Source organism: Chryseobacterium sp. RLHN22 (genome assembly GCF_051011795.1).
GTDB classification, from domain to species: domain Bacteria; phylum Bacteroidota; class Bacteroidia; order Flavobacteriales; family Weeksellaceae; genus Chryseobacterium; species Chryseobacterium zhengzhouense.
On sequence record NZ_JBPCHW010000008.1, the window covers coordinates 89,217 to 109,474 of the forward strand.

21 protein-coding genes are annotated in these 20,258 nt (G+C 35.0%); 10 read left to right on the forward strand and 11 right to left on the reverse strand.

The window, feature by feature from the left end; all coding sequences use genetic code 11:
* The first annotated feature begins 38 nt into the window (after nucleotides 1-38).
* The 10 genes from ACR1PN_RS10185 (at nucleotide 39) to ACR1PN_RS10230 (ending at nucleotide 10,068) form a co-directional block, all read left to right on the forward strand.
* Nucleotides 39-2,969 (forward strand): reprolysin-like metallopeptidase, encoded by a 2,931-nt coding sequence (locus tag ACR1PN_RS10185; RefSeq protein ID WP_433979956.1) that lies wholly within the window; start codon nucleotides 39-41, stop codon nucleotides 2,967-2,969.
* 185 nt (nucleotides 2,970-3,154) lie between these two features.
* Complete coding sequence (locus tag ACR1PN_RS10190) at nucleotides 3,155-3,622, forward strand: hypothetical protein (RefSeq protein ID WP_378171749.1); 468 nt, start codon at nucleotides 3,155-3,157, stop codon at nucleotides 3,620-3,622.
* Between the two features lie 43 nt (nucleotides 3,623-3,665).
* Nucleotides 3,666-4,241 carry a TlpA family protein disulfide reductase gene (locus ACR1PN_RS10195; RefSeq protein ID WP_433979957.1) on the forward strand — a complete coding sequence of 192 codons (576 nt, stop codon included), beginning with the start codon at nucleotides 3,666-3,668 and terminating at the stop codon, nucleotides 4,239-4,241.
* On the forward strand, nucleotides 4,238-4,843 hold the full coding sequence (locus ACR1PN_RS10200; RefSeq protein ID WP_433979958.1) for a DUF4230 domain-containing protein: 606 nt from the start codon (nucleotides 4,238-4,240) through the stop codon (nucleotides 4,841-4,843). The genes ACR1PN_RS10195 and ACR1PN_RS10200 overlap by 4 nt, the downstream gene beginning before the upstream one ends.
* 12 nt (nucleotides 4,844-4,855) lie before the next feature.
* A complete protein-coding gene (locus ACR1PN_RS10205) occupies nucleotides 4,856-5,038 on the forward strand; it encodes a hypothetical protein (protein ID WP_378171753.1) in 183 nt (60 codons plus the stop codon).
* Between the two features lie 164 nt (nucleotides 5,039-5,202).
* Nucleotides 5,203-7,140, forward strand: a complete 1,938-nt coding sequence (gene thrS, locus ACR1PN_RS10210) for a threonine--tRNA ligase (RefSeq protein WP_433979959.1) — start codon at nucleotides 5,203-5,205, stop codon at nucleotides 7,138-7,140.
* A 137-nt stretch (nucleotides 7,141-7,277) separates the two neighbouring features.
* Nucleotides 7,278-7,778 carry a translation initiation factor IF-3 gene (gene infC, locus ACR1PN_RS10215; RefSeq protein WP_378171757.1) on the forward strand — a complete coding sequence of 167 codons (501 nt, stop codon included), beginning with the start codon at nucleotides 7,278-7,280 and terminating at the stop codon, nucleotides 7,776-7,778.
* Nucleotides 7,779-8,137: 359 nt separating this feature from the next.
* Complete coding sequence (gene rpmI, locus ACR1PN_RS10220) at nucleotides 8,138-8,335, forward strand: 50S ribosomal protein L35 (RefSeq protein WP_034676300.1); 198 nt, start codon at nucleotides 8,138-8,140, stop codon at nucleotides 8,333-8,335.
* Nucleotides 8,336-8,450: 115 nt separating this feature from the next.
* Nucleotides 8,451-8,795, forward strand: coding sequence for a 50S ribosomal protein L20 (gene rplT, locus ACR1PN_RS10225; protein ID WP_378171760.1), 345 nt, complete (start codon nucleotides 8,451-8,453; stop codon nucleotides 8,793-8,795).
* A gap of 97 nt (nucleotides 8,796-8,892) precedes the next feature.
* Nucleotides 8,893-10,068, forward strand: a complete 1,176-nt coding sequence (locus tag ACR1PN_RS10230; protein WP_433979960.1) for a M28 family peptidase — start codon at nucleotides 8,893-8,895, stop codon at nucleotides 10,066-10,068.
* A 20-nt stretch (nucleotides 10,069-10,088) separates the two neighbouring features.
* On the opposite strand, the gene hisIE is transcribed toward ACR1PN_RS10230, so the two are convergent.
* The 11 genes from hisIE to ACR1PN_RS10285 form a co-directional block, all read right to left on the reverse strand.
* A complete protein-coding gene (hisIE, locus tag ACR1PN_RS10235) occupies nucleotides 10,089-10,679 on the reverse strand; it encodes a bifunctional phosphoribosyl-AMP cyclohydrolase/phosphoribosyl-ATP diphosphatase HisIE (RefSeq protein ID WP_433979961.1) in 591 nt (196 codons plus the stop codon).
* Nucleotides 10,676-11,428, reverse strand: coding sequence for an imidazole glycerol phosphate synthase subunit HisF (gene hisF / locus ACR1PN_RS10240; protein ID WP_433979962.1), 753 nt, complete (start codon nucleotides 11,426-11,428; stop codon nucleotides 10,676-10,678). Before hisF ends, hisIE begins: the two co-directional genes overlap by 4 nt.
* Nucleotides 11,429-11,590: 162 nt before the next feature.
* The gene (hisA, locus tag ACR1PN_RS10245; RefSeq protein ID WP_433979963.1) at nucleotides 11,591-12,304 is read right to left on the reverse strand and encodes a 1-(5-phosphoribosyl)-5-[(5-phosphoribosylamino)methylideneamino]imidazole-4-carboxamide isomerase; all 714 of its coding nucleotides are present in this window, start codon (nucleotides 12,302-12,304) and stop codon (nucleotides 11,591-11,593) included.
* Nucleotides 12,305-12,306: 2 nt separating this feature from the next.
* Complete coding sequence (gene hisH, locus ACR1PN_RS10250; RefSeq protein ID WP_433979964.1) at nucleotides 12,307-12,885, reverse strand: imidazole glycerol phosphate synthase subunit HisH; 579 nt, start codon at nucleotides 12,883-12,885, stop codon at nucleotides 12,307-12,309.
* Between the two features lies 1 nt (nucleotide 12,886).
* Nucleotides 12,887-13,981, reverse strand: a complete 1,095-nt coding sequence (gene hisB, locus ACR1PN_RS10255) for a bifunctional histidinol-phosphatase/imidazoleglycerol-phosphate dehydratase HisB (RefSeq protein WP_433979965.1) — start codon at nucleotides 13,979-13,981, stop codon at nucleotides 12,887-12,889.
* Nucleotides 13,982-14,031: 50 nt separating this feature from the next.
* Nucleotides 14,032-15,066, reverse strand: a complete 1,035-nt coding sequence (hisC, locus tag ACR1PN_RS10260) for a histidinol-phosphate transaminase (RefSeq protein ID WP_433979966.1) — start codon at nucleotides 15,064-15,066, stop codon at nucleotides 14,032-14,034.
* Entirely contained in the window at nucleotides 15,053-16,345 is a 1,293-nt protein-coding gene (gene hisD, locus ACR1PN_RS10265; protein ID WP_433979967.1) for a histidinol dehydrogenase, read from the reverse strand. Before hisD ends, hisC begins: the two co-directional genes overlap by 14 nt.
* Nucleotide 16,346: 1 nt before the next feature.
* Nucleotides 16,347-17,204, reverse strand: a complete 858-nt coding sequence (hisG, locus tag ACR1PN_RS10270; protein WP_433979968.1) for an ATP phosphoribosyltransferase — start codon at nucleotides 17,202-17,204, stop codon at nucleotides 16,347-16,349.
* Between the two features lie 249 nt (nucleotides 17,205-17,453).
* A complete protein-coding gene (locus ACR1PN_RS10275; protein WP_433979969.1) occupies nucleotides 17,454-18,554 on the reverse strand; it encodes a glycosyltransferase family 4 protein in 1,101 nt (366 codons plus the stop codon).
* Nucleotides 18,551-19,327: a polysaccharide deacetylase family protein gene (locus ACR1PN_RS10280; protein ID WP_433979970.1), complete on the reverse strand. Its 777-nt coding sequence runs from the start codon at nucleotides 19,325-19,327 to the stop codon at nucleotides 18,551-18,553. The genes ACR1PN_RS10275 and ACR1PN_RS10280 overlap by 4 nt, the downstream gene beginning before the upstream one ends.
* A complete protein-coding gene (locus tag ACR1PN_RS10285) occupies nucleotides 19,328-20,257 on the reverse strand; it encodes a glycosyltransferase family 2 protein (RefSeq protein ID WP_433979971.1) in 930 nt (309 codons plus the stop codon).
* Nucleotide 20,258: the final 1 nt, after the last annotated feature.

Below are 20,258 nucleotides of genomic sequence, written 5' to 3' on the forward strand. Positions count from 1 at the left end.
ATTTAGTTTTGGTATACCATAATCATAAATAGATTTATATGAAAAAACAACTATTGGTGATTGGAGTGCTTGTTTCAGGCATTTCATTCGCACAGACTGGTCGTCTCTGGTCTGAAACGTCTACAAAAGCAAATTCAGAAATTTTCGAAAACAAATCAACGATTAACAGTCCTAAAATCTATACTTTAGATATTAATGGATTGAAAAACGCTTTAACAAAAGCGCCCAAAAGATTAGCTGTTGGAGAAAAATCAGAAATTATCATTTCTTTCCCTAATTCTGAAGGAAAAATGGAAAATTTCAAAGTGAGAGAAAATTCAAATTTTGATCCCCAGCTTGCTGCGAAATATCCCGATATTAAATCTTATGTCGGAGAAGGTTTTGGAGATTCAAACTCTACGGTTTATTTCAGTATTTCTCCACTCGGTTTATCTTCTATGGAGATTTATGATGATAAATCTGCTGTTTTTATTGAACCTTATACAAAAGATCTTTCTACTTATGTTGTTTACAGAAAATCTGACAAGAAAGATAATCTAAACAAATTTGAATGTACCGTAATCGATGTTGCCCAAAAAGGAGTTTCAGGAATGGATCATCTTCAGGCAAGACCAAACGCAGATGATGCTAAACTGAGAACATTCAGACTTGCTTTATCCTGTACAGGGGAGTACACTGCTTATTTTGGAGGAACAAAAGCCAACGCTTTAGCAGCGATGAATAATACGATGACCCGTGTAAACGGTGTTTTTGAGAAAGATTTTTCAGCAAGAATGGTTTTGATTGCCAATAATGATGCAGTAATTTACACCAGTGCTTCTTCAGATCCATACTCTGCGGCTTCAGGAATGAGCAATTGGAATTCTCAGCTACAATCAACTTTAACGTCTGTAATTGGAGAAGCTAATTATGATGTCGGACATTTGTTCGGAGCTTCGGGAGGTGGCGGAAATGCAGGTTGTATCGGTTGTGTTTGTGTGAATGGTTCAAAAGGAAGTGGTTATACTTCTCCTGCAGATGCGATTCCTTCGGGAGACAATTTTGACATCGATTATGTAGCGCACGAATTAGGTCATCAATTTGGTGGAAATCACACTTTTTCAATGAGTAATGAAGGAACGGGAGTGAATATGGAACCAGGTTCAGGCTCTACTATTATGGGATATGCGGGAATTACAAGTCAGGATATTCAACCGCATTCAGATGCTTTCTTCCATGCAATCAGTATTCAGCAAATTACAGATAATATTAAAGCTAAAACCTGCCCAACAAGTTCAAGTACAGGAAATTCAATTCCTACGGCAAATGCGGGCTTAGATTACACGATACCGAAAGGAACGCCTTTTATGTTAACAGGTTCAGGAACCGATGCAAACGGAGATTCTTTAACATACATCTGGGAACAAATGAACAATGCATCTTCTTCACAAACGGGAGCGAGTTCAGCGGCAAGTGCAACAAAAGCATCAGGCCCTACTTTCAGATCCTGGACTCCTACAACTTCGCCGACAAGATATTTTCCAAGAATGGCTTCAGTTTTAACAGGTGCAACTACTACAGCTGGTTCGGAAATCACAGTAGAAGCTTTATCAAATGTTGCAAGATCATATAATTTCAGATTTACCGTTCGTGATAATAGAGCAGGAGGTTCAGGGAATAATTCTGACGATGCAGTGATTACGGTAAACGGAACTGCAGGACCTTTCTCAGTAAGTTCTCAAAATACAGCAACCACTTATTCCGGTGGAACTTCTCAAACCGTTACCTGGAATGTTGCAGGAACTACAGCAAATGGTGTAAACGCAGCTAATGTAGACATTCTTTGGTCTACAGACAACGGGAATACATGGACTACTCTACTTGCAGGAACTTCGAATGATGGCTCTCAAGCAGTAATGATTCCAAATGTTTCTACAACAACAGGAAGAATTATGGTAAAAGGTTCGAATCATATTTTCTTTGATGTAAATAATGCCAATATTACTGTAAATGCAGGTTCGGGAAGTACAGATACTACTCCACCGACTGCTCCGAGTTTGACAGCTTCCGGAACAACTTCCACCACCACGAATCTTTCTTGGTCAGGTGCAACAGATAATGTTGTGGTAACAGGATATGATGTTTATCAAGGTTCATCTTTGATTGGATCTACGGCTTCAACTTCTTACACGGTAACGAGTTTAACGCCTTCTACAACGTATAGTTTCACTGTTAAAGCTAAAGATGCGGCAGGAAACAATTCCGTTTCAAGCAATACCGTTTCTGTTACCACACTTGCGGGAAGTACAGTTACTTATTGTTCGGCAACAGCAACCAATACTTCAGATGAAAGAATCGGAAATGTAAAATTCGGAACAATTAACAATACTTCAAATGGAACTGCTGGTTATGAAAACTTTACTGCAATTTCTACAAATGTTACAAGAGGTTCGGCTTATACAGTTTCTATAACTCCGGTTTGGACTTCAACCAAATACAACGAAGCTTATGCTGTTTATATTGATTATAACGGAGATGGCGATTTTACTGACAGCGGAGAATTAGCGTGGACAAAAACAGGTTCGCAGACAAGTCCGGTAACAGGAACAATTACCATTCCTTCGACACCAACCATTGGAACAACAAGAATGAGAGTAATGATGCAGTACAATTCAGTTCCTTCATCTTCTTGCGGTTCTTATACGTACGGACAGGTTGAAGATTATACCTTAAATATTGTTTCATCAGGAAGAGGTGATGATTTTGTAACTAAAGATCTGATTACTGATCTTAAATTATATCCTAATCCTGCAAAAGATGTTTTAAATGTTTCAAATACGGCAAGTGAAGATTACAAAATCTTCGATATGGGTGGAAAACTAATCAATTCAGGAAAACTTCAGAGAGGATCTGTGAATGTAAGTGGTCTTGTGAAAGGTGCCTATATGATCCAGGTCGGAGAAATCACCAAAAGATTTATTAAAAACTAATTATCTTCTTAATTAACCTTGAGAAAGAAGGCTGTCTGGAAACGGGCAGCTTTTTTTATGATTGATGAATGATTATTAATAAATGATAGCTTGATTTTGTTTTATTAAAATCAATCATCTTTCATTAATCATCAATGATGTTTTGTCATTCCTAATTTTTATATTTGCCTTAAATTAAAAAAAACATGGATAAAATTGACAGCCTGAACCAAGTAGCAGAATTCCACACAACCTTTAAAGCTCCTATTTTAGATACTCCGCAAATTCCTTCACTGGAAAGATGCAATCTTAGAGTTGAACTTTTGCAGGAAGAATTAAACGAATTAAAACAAGCCATTGCAGATAATAATATCGTAGAAATTGCAGATGCGTTGTGTGATTTGCAGTACGTTTTGAGTGGTGCAGTTTTAGAGTTCGGATTAGGCAATAAATTTGTTGAGTTATTTGATGAGGTTCAGCGTTCGAATATGTCTAAAGCTTGTGATAATGAAGACCAGGCTCAGGAAACTGTTGAGTTTTATGCGGCGAAAGAAGTAGAATCTTTCTATGAAAAATCAGGAGAAAAATTTAATGTGTACAGAAAAGCAGATCATAAAGTTCTGAAAAACAAATACTATTCTCCTGCAGATTTAAAAACAATAATTGAAAAATAGATGAAATCAAAGATTCACAAATACAATGAAAAATAATATAAAAATGATTTGTAAAAAATTAATTACGAATATTTTTACCGTTTCGGTTTTGGCATTGGCTGCACAACAGTCTTATGCTCAGAAAGCAGTGGTAAACCGTGAAGTAGAAACCAACGATGGAAAAATGCTTCTAGGAGCGCAATTGAAAGATCAGTTCGTTAAAGAACCTTATTCCGAATGGTATACGAAAGAGTTCAATGAATACCAAATGGACCAGAAAGCTGTAGCTGAACTAAAAAAAAATAAAATTACAGCTTATGATCTTGTCGTTTTTATGGGAACCTGGTGTGAAGACAGTCACCGTGATTTTCCAAGATTGATGAAGATTTTGGAAGAAGTAAAATATCCGGATTCAAGACTGACGATTATTGCGGTGAACCGTAAGAAAGAATCTCCAAACGGAGAAGAATCTAAATATAATGTTTCTAAAGTTCCTACCATTATTGTTCAAAAATATGGCAAGGAAATTGGAAGAATCATCGAGATGCCGACAACAGGCTACATTGAAAGGGATCTTGTTGAGATTCTGAAAAAAGATGATTCATCGGTTATTAAGGAAATATTTAAAAAAGAAAATTGAAAAATTTAAGATTACTTATTCCATTTATTGCGGGAGTTTTGCTGATGCTGATTCTCTTCTTCAGTTTCAGGTCTTGTTTTAAGCCAACCGAAAAAACAGAAAAGTCAGATTATTATATTCTGACCAATCAGATTTCTAAAATGAATAAAATGGTTGTTCTGGAACAGGATTTTTCCGCCATGCAGAAAACAAAATTCGGCTATGAATTCTTAGGAAAAGAAATGACGAGCAACAGTATTATTACGTACACCAAAACCAATGCTCAGGTTTCCTATGATTTAAACAAGATGAAAATGGAAGTTGACTCGATCAACAAGAGATTGATTATCAGAGAGCTACCCAATGCAGATATCAGAATTACGCCAAGTGTGGAAATTCAGTCTGTCGATGATTCTTTCATCAACAGGATTTCTGAGAAGGATATTAAAAATGTTCAGAATAAAGCTAAGCAAACCGCTATCAAATCTGTTGATCAGAATAAACTGAGAAGTGAAGGTCACCAACAATTGATGGAAAATCTCAACAATATTTTCGTTTTGGCAAAGGCTTTGAATTATAAAATCGAAGATCAGACCGGGAAACTCGGTGTTCTTGGACTTTAAAAATTCAAAATTATGGATTCAAAAGACGATAAAAAAAAGAAAGAATCTGCGAATTCTGCAGAAACAAAAAAACAGAACGAAGATTTCAGAGATATTCCGGCATCTTCAGAAAAACAAAATCCTTCTGATGTAGATAAAGAAGATGTTCAAAAGTCTTCAAAAAATAAATCAGGAAAAACAGATAATACTAAGTGAGAGCTTAGTATTTTTTGTTTAAATGAGTCTTTAAATTTTAAAATTTCAATTTCTGCCAACGCTAAAATTTGAAATAAATTGTATTTTTAATGAAATATAACGTCAGTATTTTTTAAAGATATAAAAAATGCGTATTTTTGCATCTTAAAATTTCTTAGTAAACAATGATAAAAATTACACTTCCAGACAATAGTGTCAGAGAATTCGAGGCGGGAGTTACTCCGCTAGATGTGGCAAAATCTATAAGCGAGGGATTGGCTAGAAATACCATTTCCGCAGTTGTAAACGACAAACAAGTAGAGACTACCACACCTATAACCACGGATGCTACGGTACAATTGTTGACCTGGAATGACGATCTTGGAAAGAAAGCTTTCTGGCATTCTTCTGCCCACCTTTTGGCGCAGGCAATCCTTGAGTTTTATCCTAATGCTAAGTTGACGATTGGCCCTGCCATCGAAAAAGGATTCTATTATGATGTAGATTTTGGTGACGAAAGTTTATCTGATAAAGATTTTGAAAAGATAGAAAAGAAAGTTTTAGAAAATGCTAAAAAAGGTTCTACATTCTCTTTATATCCGGTTTCTAAAGAAGAAGCTTTAAAAGTGTATGCAGACAATCCATATAAAGTAGAATTAATTTCTAATCTTAATGATGGAGAAATCACTTTCGTTACACACGACAATTTCACAGATCTTTGTCGTGGAGGACACATTCCGAACACCAGCATTGTAAAGGCAATGAAGATTTTAAATGCTGCCGGAGCATACTGGAGAGGGAATGAGAAAAATCCTCAGTTAACAAGAGTTTATGGTATTTCTTTCCCAAAACAGAAAGATTTAACAGAATATCTTGAACTTTTAGAAGAAGCTAAAAAAAGAGACCACAGAAAACTGGGTAAAGAACTTGGAATTTTTGCTTTCTCAGAAAAAGTGGGTCAAGGTCTGCCGTTATGGTTGCCAAAAGGAGCTGCGTTGAGAAAAAAATTAGAGAATTTCCTTTCAGAAGCTCAGAAGAAAGCAGGTTATGAATTCGTAATTTCTCCGCATATCGGTGCGAAGGAATTATACGTAACTTCCGGTCACTGGGATAAATACGGAGCAGACAGTTTCCAGCCGATTAAAACTCCAAATGAAGGAGAAGAATTTATGCTGAAGCCAATGAACTGTCCGCATCACTGTGAGATCTACAAAACTTCACAATGGAGTTACAGAGACTTGCCGAAAAGATATGCAGAATTTGGTACAGTATACAGATACGAGCAAAGTGGTGAGCTTCACGGATTAACAAGAGTTCGTGGATTTACCCAGGATGATGCGCACTTGTTCTGTACTCCGGATCAGTTGATGGATGAATTTAAGAAAACAATTGATTTGGTTCTTTACGTTTTCGGTTCATTAGGTTTCGCTGATTTCACGGCACAAATTTCATTAAGAGATCCGGATAATAAAGAAAAATACATCGGAACTGATGAAAACTGGGAGAAAGCAGAAAATGCAATTGTAACTGCAGCAACCGAAAAAGGGTTAAATACAGTAACTGAATATGGTGAAGCAGCATTCTACGGTCCTAAACTGGATTTCATGGTAAAAGATGCTTTAGGAAGAAAATGGCAGCTTGGAACCATTCAGGTAGATTATAATTTGCCTGAAAGATTCGATCTTTGGTACACAGGAAGCGACGGCGAAAAGCACAGACCGGTAATGATTCACAGAGCGCCGTTTGGTTCTATGGAAAGATTTATTGCAATTCTTATTGAGAATACAGCAGGAGATTTCCCATTGTGGCTGGCTCCGGATCAGTTTATCATCTTGCCGATTAGTGAAAAATATGTAGATTATTCTAAAAAAGTTTCACAACTTTTAGAAAATCACGATATTAGCGGATTAATTGACGACAGAAACGAAAAAACGGGTAAAAAGATCCGTGATGCCGAATTGAAGAAGATTCCATTTATGATTGTAGTGGGAGAAAATGAAGAGAAGGATGGCACAATTTCTGTAAGAAGACGAGGCGAAGGAGATCTTGGAGTAATGAAAATTGAAGACTTCGTTACTTATTTTAAAGAAGCGTCAAAAACAGGATTTGAGTTTAATGCTTAAATCAGATTATTTGAGTGAAGTGATTTTGCTCAGAATAATGATAAAAAATAGAAAGTTAACCAATAAAATTTAATACAATAGCACAAAGATTTAACAACAGAGGCCCACAAAGACGTCCACAACAGGAGGACGCACACATGATTAACGATAAGATTCGTGTAAGAGAACTTCGTTTGGTGGGCGATAATGTAGAACCGGGGGTCTATCCTATCGATAAAGCAAGACAAATTGCTAAAGATCAGGAGCTGGATCTGGTTGTCATTTCAGATAAGGCGGAACCTTTTATTGCAAGAGTACTTGATTACAAAAAATTCTTGTATGAGCAAAAGAAAAAACAGAAAGAGCTTAAAGCGAAGCAGGTGAAAGTAGTCGTAAAAGAGATTCGTTTCGGACCTCAGACAGACGAACATGATTATGAATTTAAGAAGAAGCATGCTGAAAAATTCTTAGAAGAAGGATCTAAACTGAAGACTTATGTATTTTTCAAAGGTCGTTCGATTATCTTTAAAGATCAAGGTGAAATCTTGCTTTTAAAACTTGCTCAGGAATTGGAGCATGTCGGTAAAGTAGACCAATTGCCTAAACTTGAAGGTAAGAGAATGATTATGATGATGAGTCCTAAAAAGCCGGCTAAATAATCAAACTACATTCATTTGGTGATAGAAACCGGATGATTTACGATAAACATAAAGAGATTTTCTATGAAAGTCTCTTTTCGTATTATTATTTTTCGTAATTTTGCACACCAATTATCTGCGTGAGGGATAGTAATGAAAAGCCCACAGCAAGTGATGGAAATGTTGCTGAGCGAGGACTTGTAATGAATAGCCCGACCCGAATGAGTGAATGGAGCGAAGCGGAATGAACGAGTGAGGGACACGCCCAAAATCAATGTAACAATTTAACAATGTATTAATATAACAATATTGGTAAACTGGTAAACTGATTCATTGATACATAAAATATATTGATAACAAAAACATAAAAAAGCAGAACAATGCCAAAATTAAAAACGAAATCAGGTGCTAAGAAACGTTTTGCTCTTACCGGAACAGGTAAGATCAAGAGAAAGAACGCTTACAAAAGCCACATCTTAACTAAAAAAGAAACGAAGCAGAAGAGAAATCTTACTACGACTTCTTATGTAGCTAAAGTGGATGAGAAAAGTGTACAACGTCAATTAGCAATTAAGTAGTTTTTATAAATCCTTTATTCGGTTTATAAGAATAACAATTCAACATTTTAACCCTGAAACGGTGCACCAAAGAGCAACAAATGTTGCCGCCCTTTTCAAAAAAACAATTTAAATTATGCCAAGATCAGTAAATGCCGTAGCTTCTAGAGCTCGCAGAAAAAAAATCATGAAACAAGCTAAAGGTTTTTTCGGTAGAAGAAAGAACGTTTGGACTGTTGCTAAAAACGCGGTAGAAAAAGCAATGCAATATGCTTACCGTGGTAGAAAAGAGAAAAAGAGAAACTTCAGATCACTTTGGATCATGCGTATTAACGCTGGTGCAAGAGAGCACGGAATGTCTTACTCTCAGTTTATGGGAGCTCTTAAAAAGAACAACATTGAGCTTAACAGAAAAGTTTTGGCTGATTTAGCAATGAATCACCCTGAAGCTTTCAAAGCAGTTGTAGATCAAGTAAAATAATGTAAACTATTTTGTTATCAATATAAATCCCGAGTTTTTTGCTCGGGATTTTTTTATTATTTACATTTGTCTAATATTAAAAGTAGTACATTTTAAAGTGAAAAAATTAACAGGTCTTCTTCTTCTTTCTTTAGCATCATACAGTTTTCAGGCACAAAGCTTTATTCAGGCTTATCAGACTAGAGCTAATCAGGTTTCTCAGACAAATATTACTAATCTTTTGCAGGAGTTTGAAAATCTTGGAATAAAGACTACAGGTTCTACAGCTAATACGAATACCCTGAATTGGCTTAAAGCTAAATATCAGTCTTTCGGCTATGATGCAAGTCAGATTACAGAAGATAGTTTTACTTACAATGGAAATACTTCAAAAAATTTAATTATAACCAAAACAGGAACCGTTTATCCTAATATCTATGTGATTATTTGCGGACATTATGATACGATTACCGGTCCGGGAGTAAGTGACAACGGAAGCGGGACTTCTATTCTACTGGAAGCTGCAAGAATTCTGAAGGATGTTCCTACGGAATATTCTGTCAAATTCATTCATTTTTCAGGTGAAGAACAAGGTTTGATTGGAAGTAATCATTATGTGAATAATGTTATTTTCAATAATAATGTTAGACAATTGAATTTAAAAGTTGTCTTTAATATCGATCAGGTTGGTGGGAAACTGTCAAATCCAAGCAATACAATAGTTTGTGAAAGCGATCAGAGTTCTGCAGGCGGAACAGCCAATAATGCACCCTCTTTAGCAATGACTCAGCAATTGGCCAATTGTACAACTTTATATTCTCCTTTGCAGACGACAATGTCAAATGCTTATGCATCAGATTATGTTCCTTTCGAAGCTAAAGGAGATATCATTACAGGATTTTACGAAACTCCGGTTAGCGGAAACCAACATACTGTAAATGATATTTTTGCCAACGTTGATCCAACCTATGTTTTTAATGTCGGAAAAGCAGCAGTAGGAGCTTTGCAGCATTTTGCGGTGGCTACCTCAGTTTTAGGAACAAAAGAGTCTGATGCCAATGCGCTGGAATCTGTTAAAATCTATCCTAATCCTGCTAAAGATGTTCTAAATGTAGAGCTTCCCTCTCATATTAAAAATTTCAGTTTTGAAATCAATGATATGGGTGGAAAATTGGTTTCAGCACATGAAAATGAAACAAAAATTAATGTCTCTAAGCTGTCAAACGGAGTGTATATGTGCACAGTAAAATCTAAAGGCGAATCAATTACGAAAAAAGTGATTATCAATAAATAACAAAACCTGCGAAAGCAGGTTTATTTGTTTCTGGATAAAAGTATTTCTTCAATATTTTCTAAACTGATATTTTTAGCTTTCAATAAGATTAAATAATGATATAAAAGATCTGCAGCCTCATTTTTAAATAAATCATCATTATTATCTTTTGCTTCGATTACCAGTTCTACGGCTTCCTCTCCTACTTTCTGAGCCATTTTATTAATTCCTTTCCGGTATAAAGAATACGTGTAAGAACCTTCTGCTTTTTCGTTGATTCTTTGGCTGATCTTACTTTCCAATTCATATAAAAAACCTTTGGGAAGTTTATCACCAAAACAGCTGAAAGTTCCGGTGTGGCAAACTACATTTTTGGGAACAGCTTTTATTAAAACCGTATCCCGATCACAATCAATATCAATACTTTTTACCGTTAAAAAGTTACCGGATTCTTCACCTTTTGTCCAAAGTCTGTTTTTGGAACGACTGAAAAAGGTTACAATTCCTTCCTTTTTTGTTTTTTCAAAGGCTTCTTCATTCATGTATCCTAGCATGAGAACCTGTAACGTCCTGTCATCCTGAATAATTACAGGAACTAAACCATCATTATTTTTATTAAAATTAATATTCATCGTATGGCTATATTTTTAGATTTTAATTCACTTTTCAAATCCTGGATTTTTATTTCTCCGAAATGAAAAACACTTGCCGCTAAAGCTCCGGTAGCCTTGGTTTCATTAAAAACACTTTCAAAATCTTTAATTTTTCCAGCTCCTCCAGAAGCAATAACCGGAATATTTACATTTTCGGCAATTAATTTTGTTATTCTTACATCAAATCCATTTTTTGTTCCGTCCCCGTCCATTGAGGTTAAAAGTATTTCTCCGGCTCCTGATTCTGCAGCTTTTTTTGCCCATTCCAGAGTTTTCAGACCAGTAATTTCCCGACCTCCTTTAATGTGAACCCAATCATCATTATTGGTATATTTCGTATCAATTGCCACAACAATACACTGACTTCCAAATTCTTTTGCCAACTCAGAAATCAACTGAGGATTTTGTACCGCAGAAGAATTAATGCTTATTTTATCCGCTCCCACCTCCAATAATTTTCTGACATCTTCAACCGTAGAAATTCCGCCTCCTACAGTAAATGGAATACTCAGTTCTTTAGCAATCTTTTTCACCAGATCGGCGAAAGTTTTTCGCTCTTCAATGGTTGCGGTAATATCGAGAAAAACCAGTTCGTCGGCTCCTTCCTCTTCGTATCTTTTTGCCAATTCAACTGGATCTCCGGCGTTTATCAAACCTTCAAAATTGATTCCTTTTACTGTTGTTCCATTCTTAATATCCAGACATGGGATGATCCTTTTTTTTAACATTTTTACTTTAATTAATATGTTTTGATAGGATTTTATCCTATCCTTTGATAAATCGTCCCTTCGGGACTCAACAGAAAATCTTTGATTTTCTAAACTGATGTGCTCTTTTATAAAGAGAATTATTAAAACTCTTCTGTAACTTATGTGTTAAAACTTTTGCGGTTAAACAAAATTCTGTAATTCTTTCAGTTCAATTTTCCCTTCATAAATCGCTTTTCCGATAATTGTTCCGGCACATCCGATTTCCTTCATTTTATACACATCTTCAATCCCGGAAATTCCGCCGCTTGCAACCAACTGAACAGAAGCTCGGCTTAAAATATCCTGATATAAATCTGTGGAGGGCCCTTCCAACATTCCGTCTTTAGAAATGTCTGTGCAGATAACATGTTGTACGCCATTTTCCTGATATCGGAGAATAAAATCAATCACATCCTGATCACTTTCTTCCAGCCAGCCTGAGGTTTTTATTTTTCTGTTATCACAATCGGCTCCTAAAATGATGTTTTCTGTTCCGAATTTTTTAATCAATTCAAAACAAAACTCAGGATCCTGAACAGCAATACTCCCAACAGTAATCTGTTTAGCACCGGAATCAAAAGCAATCTGAATATCTTCCAGAGTTTTCAGACCACCGCCGAAATCAATCTGTAAAGAAGTTTCTTTTGCAATTTTCTCCAACACTTTCTGATTAACAATATGCTTTGATTTTGCACCATCAAGATCAACCAAATGAAGATGCTGTATTCCAAAACTTTCGAATTCTTTGGCAACTTCTACCGGGTTTTCGTTGTAAATTTTTTTCGTGTTGTAATCTCCTTTTGAGAGACGTACACATTTTCCGTCAATAATATCTATGGCAGGAATAATTCGCATAATTAAAGTTTTAAAAAATTTTCTAATAACCGGCTTCCAACTCTCCCCGATTTTTCTGGGTGAAACTGCATTGCATAAAAATTATCCTTCTGCAAAGACGCACTGAAAGGCAAAATATAATCACAAACCGAAGTTGTATTTTTTGACAGTTCACAATAAAAACTATGTACAAAATAGACATCATTCTCCTCTTCAATTCCGGAAAAAATTGGCGATTGAAGCTCTGAAATCGTATTCCAGCCCATGTGCGGAACAATGTTTTCCGAAGGAAATTTCTTTACACTGATATCGAAGATTCCCATCCCGACTGTATTTCCCTCTTCGTTATTTTTACACATCAGCTGCATTCCCAAACAAATTCCTAAAACCGGCTGTTTCAAAGTCGGAATTAAACGATCCAGACTTTTTTCTTTTAAAATTTTCATCGTTGAAGAAGCTTCGCCAACACCCGGAAAAATTACTTTATCAGCTTTCCGGATCAGATCAAAATTATCCGTAAAAACAGAACTTACATTCAATCTGTTAAGTGCATTTTGTACGGAATTTACATTTCCTCCGTTGTATTTTATAATTGCAATCATCCTATAAACTTCCTTTGGTTGAGGGTAAATTAAAATTTGAATCTGATTGATTTACAGCCATTTTTATCGCTTTTGCGAAAGCTTTGAATATGGATTCAATCTTGTGGTGCTCATTTTCTCCTTTAGCTTTGATGTTGAGATTACTTTTTGAAGAATCTGTAAACGATTTAAAAAAGTGATAAAACATCTCCGTCGGAACATCACCTATTTTTTCTCTTTGAAAATCAGCTTCCCAAACCAGCCACGGTCTGCCGCCAAAATCTATGGCAGCCCACGCAAGACAATCATCCATAGGAAGCAAAAAACCATATCTTTCGATTCCTTTTTTCTTTCCTAAAGCTTTTACAACAGCTTCGCCCAAAACAATTCCCGTATCTTCGATCGTGTGATGCTCATCAACCTTTAAATCGCCTTTTACCGCAATTTTTAGATCTAAATTTCCGTGCTTTGAGATCTGTTCAAGCATATGGTCAAAAAAATGAAGTCCAGTCGAAATTTCAGACTTACCGCTTCCGTCGAGATTAACTTCAATTTCAATATCTGTTTCATTCGTCTTTCTTGAAACTTTGGCTTTTCGCGGAATTTGTTTCAAATAAGAATAAATTTCACTCCAGCTTTCCGTGGTCAGCTCAGCTTCATCATTCTGAATAACATTGATAAAAATGGCTTTAGAACCTAAATTTTTTGCTAACTGAATATCCGTCAGTCTGTCACCGATGACAAAAGAATTCCCAAGATCATAATCTCCATAAATATATTTTCCAAACATTCCGGTTCCCGGTTTTCTTGTCGGTAAATTTTCGTGTTCAAAGCTTTTATCAATTAAAATATCGTTGAAAACAACATCTTCATTCTCAAATGCTTTCAACATCTTTTCGTGAGGTTTTATAAAATCTTCAAATGGAAAACTTTCAGTTCCCAAACCATCCTGATTGGTCACCATGACCAGTTCAAAATCAAGTTCTTTGGCAATTTTTGAAAGATTCTGAAAAACGCCGGGATAAAATTCTAATTTTTCTAATGAATCAACCTGAAAATCAATCGGAGGTTCAATAATCAAAGTTCCGTCGCGGTCTATGAATAATGCTTTTTTCATTTTAAATTACTTTTAATTTTACTTTACTAAACCTTATAGGTTTTCAAAACCTATAAGGTTTCACACTGTTTTAAAACCTTAATTAATTGAATATTTTCCTCCCTATTTCCAATATTAATCCGGATACAATTTTGGATTTGCGGGCTTCTTTTGCTAGTCAGAATTTCGTTTTCAAGCAATTTTTTATAAACAGCTTCCACATTTTCAAATTCAATCAGAAAAAAATTAGCATCGCTTGGATGTATTTTTTTAATACAATTAATCCTTTGAAATTCATCTTTTAGCCATGATTTTTCAATTAAAGTATTTTTTACATTATCATTCACTTTTCTTTGACTTTCAATTGATTTCAATATTAAGTCTAAACTTAAAGAGTTTACATTATACGGAGCTTTCACCGTATTAATCCATTTAATGATTTCCTTAGACGAATAAGCAATCCCGACTCTTGCCCCAGCCATTCCCCATGCTTTTGAAAAAGTCTGGACCACGATAAGATTCGGATAACGTTCCAGCAATTCTACGCTCGATTTTTTTTCTGAAAATTCTATATAAGCTTCATCAACTACGACAATTCCGTTAAAATTTTTCACATAGAATTCAATGTCTTCAATACAGTTTCCAGTCGGATTATTCGGAGAACACAGAAAGAATATTTTTATTTGATTTTCCCGTGTAAGGCTTAAAAAATTGTCTTTTACAATTTCAAAATTTTCATTTAAATCAAGCTTTAGCACTTTATTCTCATTGACAGATGCATAAAAACTGTACATCGCAAACGACGGATTCATCATTAGAATAGAATCTTTCTTAGGTTCGCAAAAAACTTTAATGATCAGATCGATTAATTCATCGCTTCCGTTTCCAACAGCAATCTGATCCGCTGAAATATTTTTTATTTCAGACAGTTTTTGCTTAAATTTTTTCTGTGTGGAATCGGGGTAACGGTTGAATTCTCCAAACGGGCTTTCATTGGCATCCAACAAAACCGGATTTTCAAATTCATTCTGATCTCTGAAACTTACGTAAGGCTGTAATTCCAGTATGTTTTTTCGCACTAATTTATTGATGTTAAATTCTTTCATTGTCTTGATTTAATCGGATGGATACGGCATTTTTATGAGCGAATAAACCTTCCGCTTCTGCCATGATTTCTATTGTTTTTCCTAAATTCTGAAGTCCTTCCTTCGACAGATGCTGAAATGTAATTTTCTTCACAAAACTGTCTAAAGAAACTCCGCTGTAATTCTTCGCAAAACCGTTTGTAGGAAGTGTATGATTGGTTCCGCTCGCATAATCTCCAGCACTTTCACAAGAATAATTTCCTAAAAAAACGGAGCCCGCATTTTGAATTTTCGAAATAGAATTTTCAAAATCTTCAACGGCCAAAATCAAGTGTTCCGGAGCATACAAATTGCTGAATTCAATGGCTTCGTCGATAGTTTCTAATAAAATAAAATAACTGTTTTTCAATGATTCCTGAACATATTCATTTCTTGGAAGTTCTATAACTTGTTTTTCTATTTCTTTAATCGTTTCATTAAAAATTTTCACATCGGTAGAAATAAAAATAACCTGACTGTCACTTCCGTGTTCTGCCTGAGAAAGCAAATCTGCCGAACAGAATGCAGGAACTGCTTTTTCATCGGCAATCACCAACACTTCACTTGGTCCTGCAGGCATATCAATTGATACTCCAAAATTTTGAGCATATTCTTTTGCTGCCACCACAAACTGATTTCCCGGTCCGAAAATTTTGTAAACACAGGGAACGCTTTCAGTCCCAAAAGTCATCGCTGCAATAGCTTGAGAACCACCTGTTTTAAATATTTTTGTCACTCCGCAAAGTTTTGCCGTATAAAGAATTGCTGGGTTTATATTTCCATTTTTATCAGGCGGCGTACATAAGATGATTTCTTTGCAACCGGCTAATTTTGCAGGAATGGCAAGCATTAAAACCGTTGAAAATAAAGGCGCTGTTCCTCCCGGAATGTAGATTCCTATTTTTTCGATCGCTCGATTTTCTCTCCAGCAAATAACTCCTTTTGTAGTTTCAATCTTCTCAATTTCAATATTTTGAGATGCATGAAATTTTGTAATATTCTCTTTTGCCCTTTGAATAGCACTTTTTAATTCGTCACTGATTAGACTTTCCGCATTTTCTATTTCTTCCAGAGAAACATTAATATTTTTAACTTCAGCTCTATCAAACTTTTTATTAAAATCAATTAATGCCTGATCTCCGTTTTCTTTAACGTTATTAAAGATTTCTGCAACTATTTCAGTAATCTTTTCTCTTTTTATAATAGGCCGTTTTATTAATTCTGACCACGTATTTTTTTCCGGATGTTTACTAATCTGCATATTAAATCACCATTTTATCGATTGGAATAATTAAAATATCCTGAGCACCTTTTTCTTTAAGTTCATCAATGACTTCCCAGAATCGCTCTTCATCAATGACCGAATGAATACTGCTCCAATTCTTTTCCGCTAAAGGAATTACAGTCGGGCTTTTTAGGACAGGAAGAACATTGGAGATCTCTGAAATTTTTTCGTTCGGCACATTCATCAAAATGTATTTGGAGTTTTTTGCCCGTAAAACAGCCTGAATTCTGAACAGAAATTTTTCTAAAATAATTCCCTTTTCTTCAGTTAATTGGGAAGTCTTTGCTAAAACAGCTTCCGATTTTAACAGAGTCACGGTTTCTCTCAAACCATTTTTAAATAATGTGCTTCCAGAGCTTACAATGTCACAGATTCCGTCGGCAAGACCGATATTTGGAGCAATTTCGACTGAACCTGAGATAATGTGAATATCTGCAGAAACATTATTTTTTTGAAGAAAATTTTTAAGAGTATTTGGGTAAGAGGTAGCAATTTTTTTACCCTGAAAGTAATTAATATCATCTGATACAACATCTTTTGGAATAGCCAAAGAAACGCGGCATTTCGAGAAGCCTAGCTTCTGAATAATTTCAATATTTTTCTGCTTTTCGACCAAAAGATTTTCGCCGACAATGGCAACATCTACCACTCCATCTTCTAGATATTGAGGAATGTCGGAATTTCGCAAATACATAATTTCCATAGGGAAATTTTCCACAGAAACTTTAAGCTGATCTTTCCCGTTGTTTACGAAAATACCGCAGTCTTTCAGAAGTTGGAGAGAATCCTCATAAAGCCGTCCGCTTTTTTGGATCGCAATTTTTAATTTACTCATTTCACTTTTTGTTGTGTCTGAGCAAATAAAATGGTTGAATTGAAAAATTTCCCGGGATAAATTTAGAAACAAAAAAACCGTCTATTTACTCAGACGGTTTTTAATTATTTTGATTTTTAACATACTATATCTCAATCAATTCCGTCTAGCAGATATGATGGTGATAATGATGTACTGTTAAAAAAATCGGTTTCATTGTTGAAATTTTGTGGTACAAATGTAGGACTTATTTTTAATCCTGCAAGAATTTTACGAGATGATTTTTCTGTAAAGATTCATAAGCTCATTGGCAATGGGCTCATCGTTAAACTTCTGGACAAACTCGAAACCCTTATCAGCGCGGCGTTTTCTTTCCGATTCGTTGTCCCATAAAAATTTTATTTTTGATTGAATATCTAAATAATTTTCAGGATCAATATAAACAGAATCGGGACCTCCAGCTTCAGGAAGACAGCTTGTATTGCTCGTAATTGTGACTGTTTTTGAGAAAAGTGCTTCTATCACGGGAATTCCAAATCCTTCGAAAAAACTTGGGTAAACAAAAATATCAGCCAATTTGTAAATAACAGCCAACTCATCCATTGAAACTCCTTCCAAGAAATGAATCTGTTTTTCCATTTTATTTTTCTGAATAAAATTCGCTATTCTTTGAAAATACTTTGTTTTTTTTCCGACTACAACTAATGGGATTTCAGTATCTTGTATTGCCTTGACAACATTAAAAAGATTTTTACGATCTTCAATCGTTCCAACGTTTAGAATAAACCTTTCAGGAAGATTGAATTTTAATTTTGTTTGTTGAATAAAATCATCAGATTGCTGTTCTTTAAAAGCCTTATGACAACCTTGATAAATCACTTCAATTTTGCTTTCAGGAACTTTTAAAAATTCAATAATATCCTTTTTCGTCTGCTCCGAAATAGCAATTATTTTATCCGCTGAATTAGCTGCTTTTTTAAATTTCCAAAGATGAATTTTCCGGTCAAAAAATGAGTAATATTGAGGGTAACGAACAAAAATCAAATCATGAATCGTAACAATTTTTTTGATGGGTTCTTTGCCCCATTTTAAAGGTAATTCACCAGATAATCCATGGAAAATGTCTACATTTTGTTTCTGTGCATCCTTCCCCATTTTAAGCTGTCGGGACAGGCTTCCTTTGGATGTTTCAACAAAATGAACGTTAGAATTTCCTAAAATATCAGAACCTCTTTCGGATTTGTTTTTATTTAATAAAATATATTCGTTTTCGGTAAAATATTTCGCTAAAATTCGCACAAGATCTCTTGAGTAATTTCCTAGACCCGAAGTATTATGGAAGAAACGTTTGGCATCAAAAGCTATTTTCATGATTCAATTTGTTTTTGAAATTCCTGAAATGTTCCGAATGAATAATTTTTATCTTTTAACCAAGAAACAAATTCATCAAAACGTTCAACCATATCTTTTCCTGAATTTTTTACTGTAAATCCGGGTAATTTAAAAGCTTCATCCTTAATTTCTGCAAATTCCCAAGGATGGAAATAAACATTCAGATAACTATCTTTTTTCAAGGTATCTGAAGCCAGTTTTTTATAGAAAGATAAAGGGAAATTGTGAAAACTCAGCCAAAATAAAGGAATTCTGAAATTCGGAGAAACCGAAGCCGGAATCTGTGTTACCTTACCTTCTTTAAAATACGTTCTGGAAACTTTCAAATTATTATATCTTCCCGGAAGAAACGTCGGATTGACCGATGAATTGTATGAATACCCTGCATCTTCCACCGCATTTTTGCTTACAGGCATCATTCTGGGCATTCGTAATCCTGTCACTCTTGTAGAAAATAATTCTTCAAGCCTATCCTTCGATTCTTTTAAATGTTTTTCTTCAAAATCTGAGTGAAACCACGTGTGAGAAGCCAATTCATGACCTTCATTCAGCAATCTTTCAATTAAATGCTTACTGTTTTCAGCAAAAACTACGGTTGAAAAAAAGGTTGCTTTTGCCTTATGTTTTTTAAGAATATTTAAAATTCTTTGAAGTCCGTTCTGTGAGATCGAGATTTGCTTTTCAAAGGAAATTTCACCTTTATATTCCAATGGCATATCAAATTCCTCGATGTCAAAACTTAATAAAACCATTTAAAAATTTTTATTTTTTATGATGTAATTAGGTCTTTCTTTAACCTGTTTAAATATTTTACCTAAATAAATTCCCATAATTCCTAACATAATCAATTGCAATCCGCCAAAGAAAACGATGGTCATAATTAATGATGCCCAACCAGAGATTTCTGTTTTTGCAATGAATGAATAAATCACGTAAAAACCGTATCCTACAACGGAAAATGCAGAGAATAAAAACCCCAGATAAGCCGCAATATACAATGGTTTCACGCTAAAAGCTGTAATTCCCGTAAAAGCGAAAGTCACCATTTTTTTAAGGTTATAACTGCTTTCTCCAGCAATTCTTTCATTAGCCGTAAATTCAATTCCTGTTTGTTTGAAACCCATCCAACTTGTCAAACCCCTTAAAAATAAATCATCTTCATTGAATTTCCTCATGACTTCAACGGCATTTGCATCCATCAGTCTAAAATCTGAACCACCTCCTTTCGTTAAATTTACATCCGATAAACTCGACAAAATTTTATAGAAAAAATCTGAGGTTTTCCGTTTAAAATAGGAAATTTGTTTCGGGTACGTTCGAATCGTATACACAATGTCAAATCCTTCTTCCCACTTTTGAATCATTTCAGGAATAAGCTCCGGCGGATGCTGAAGGTCTCCATCCATTGAGATAACAGCATTTCCGTCTGCATTATCCATTCCCGCCTTTACGGCCGGCTGATGTCCGAAATTCCTTGAAAATTCTATGAATTTCACTTCATCATATTTTGCCGAAAGTTCTTCTAATTTCTGCTGTGTATTGTCACGGCTGCCATCGTTTATGAAGATAATTTCAAAATCATAATTGCTTAAACCATCAAAAACTTCTTTAATTTTCTGATGTACCAAAGCCACGTTTCCTTCTTCGTTATGAGCAGGGATGACGATTGAAATTTTCTTCATA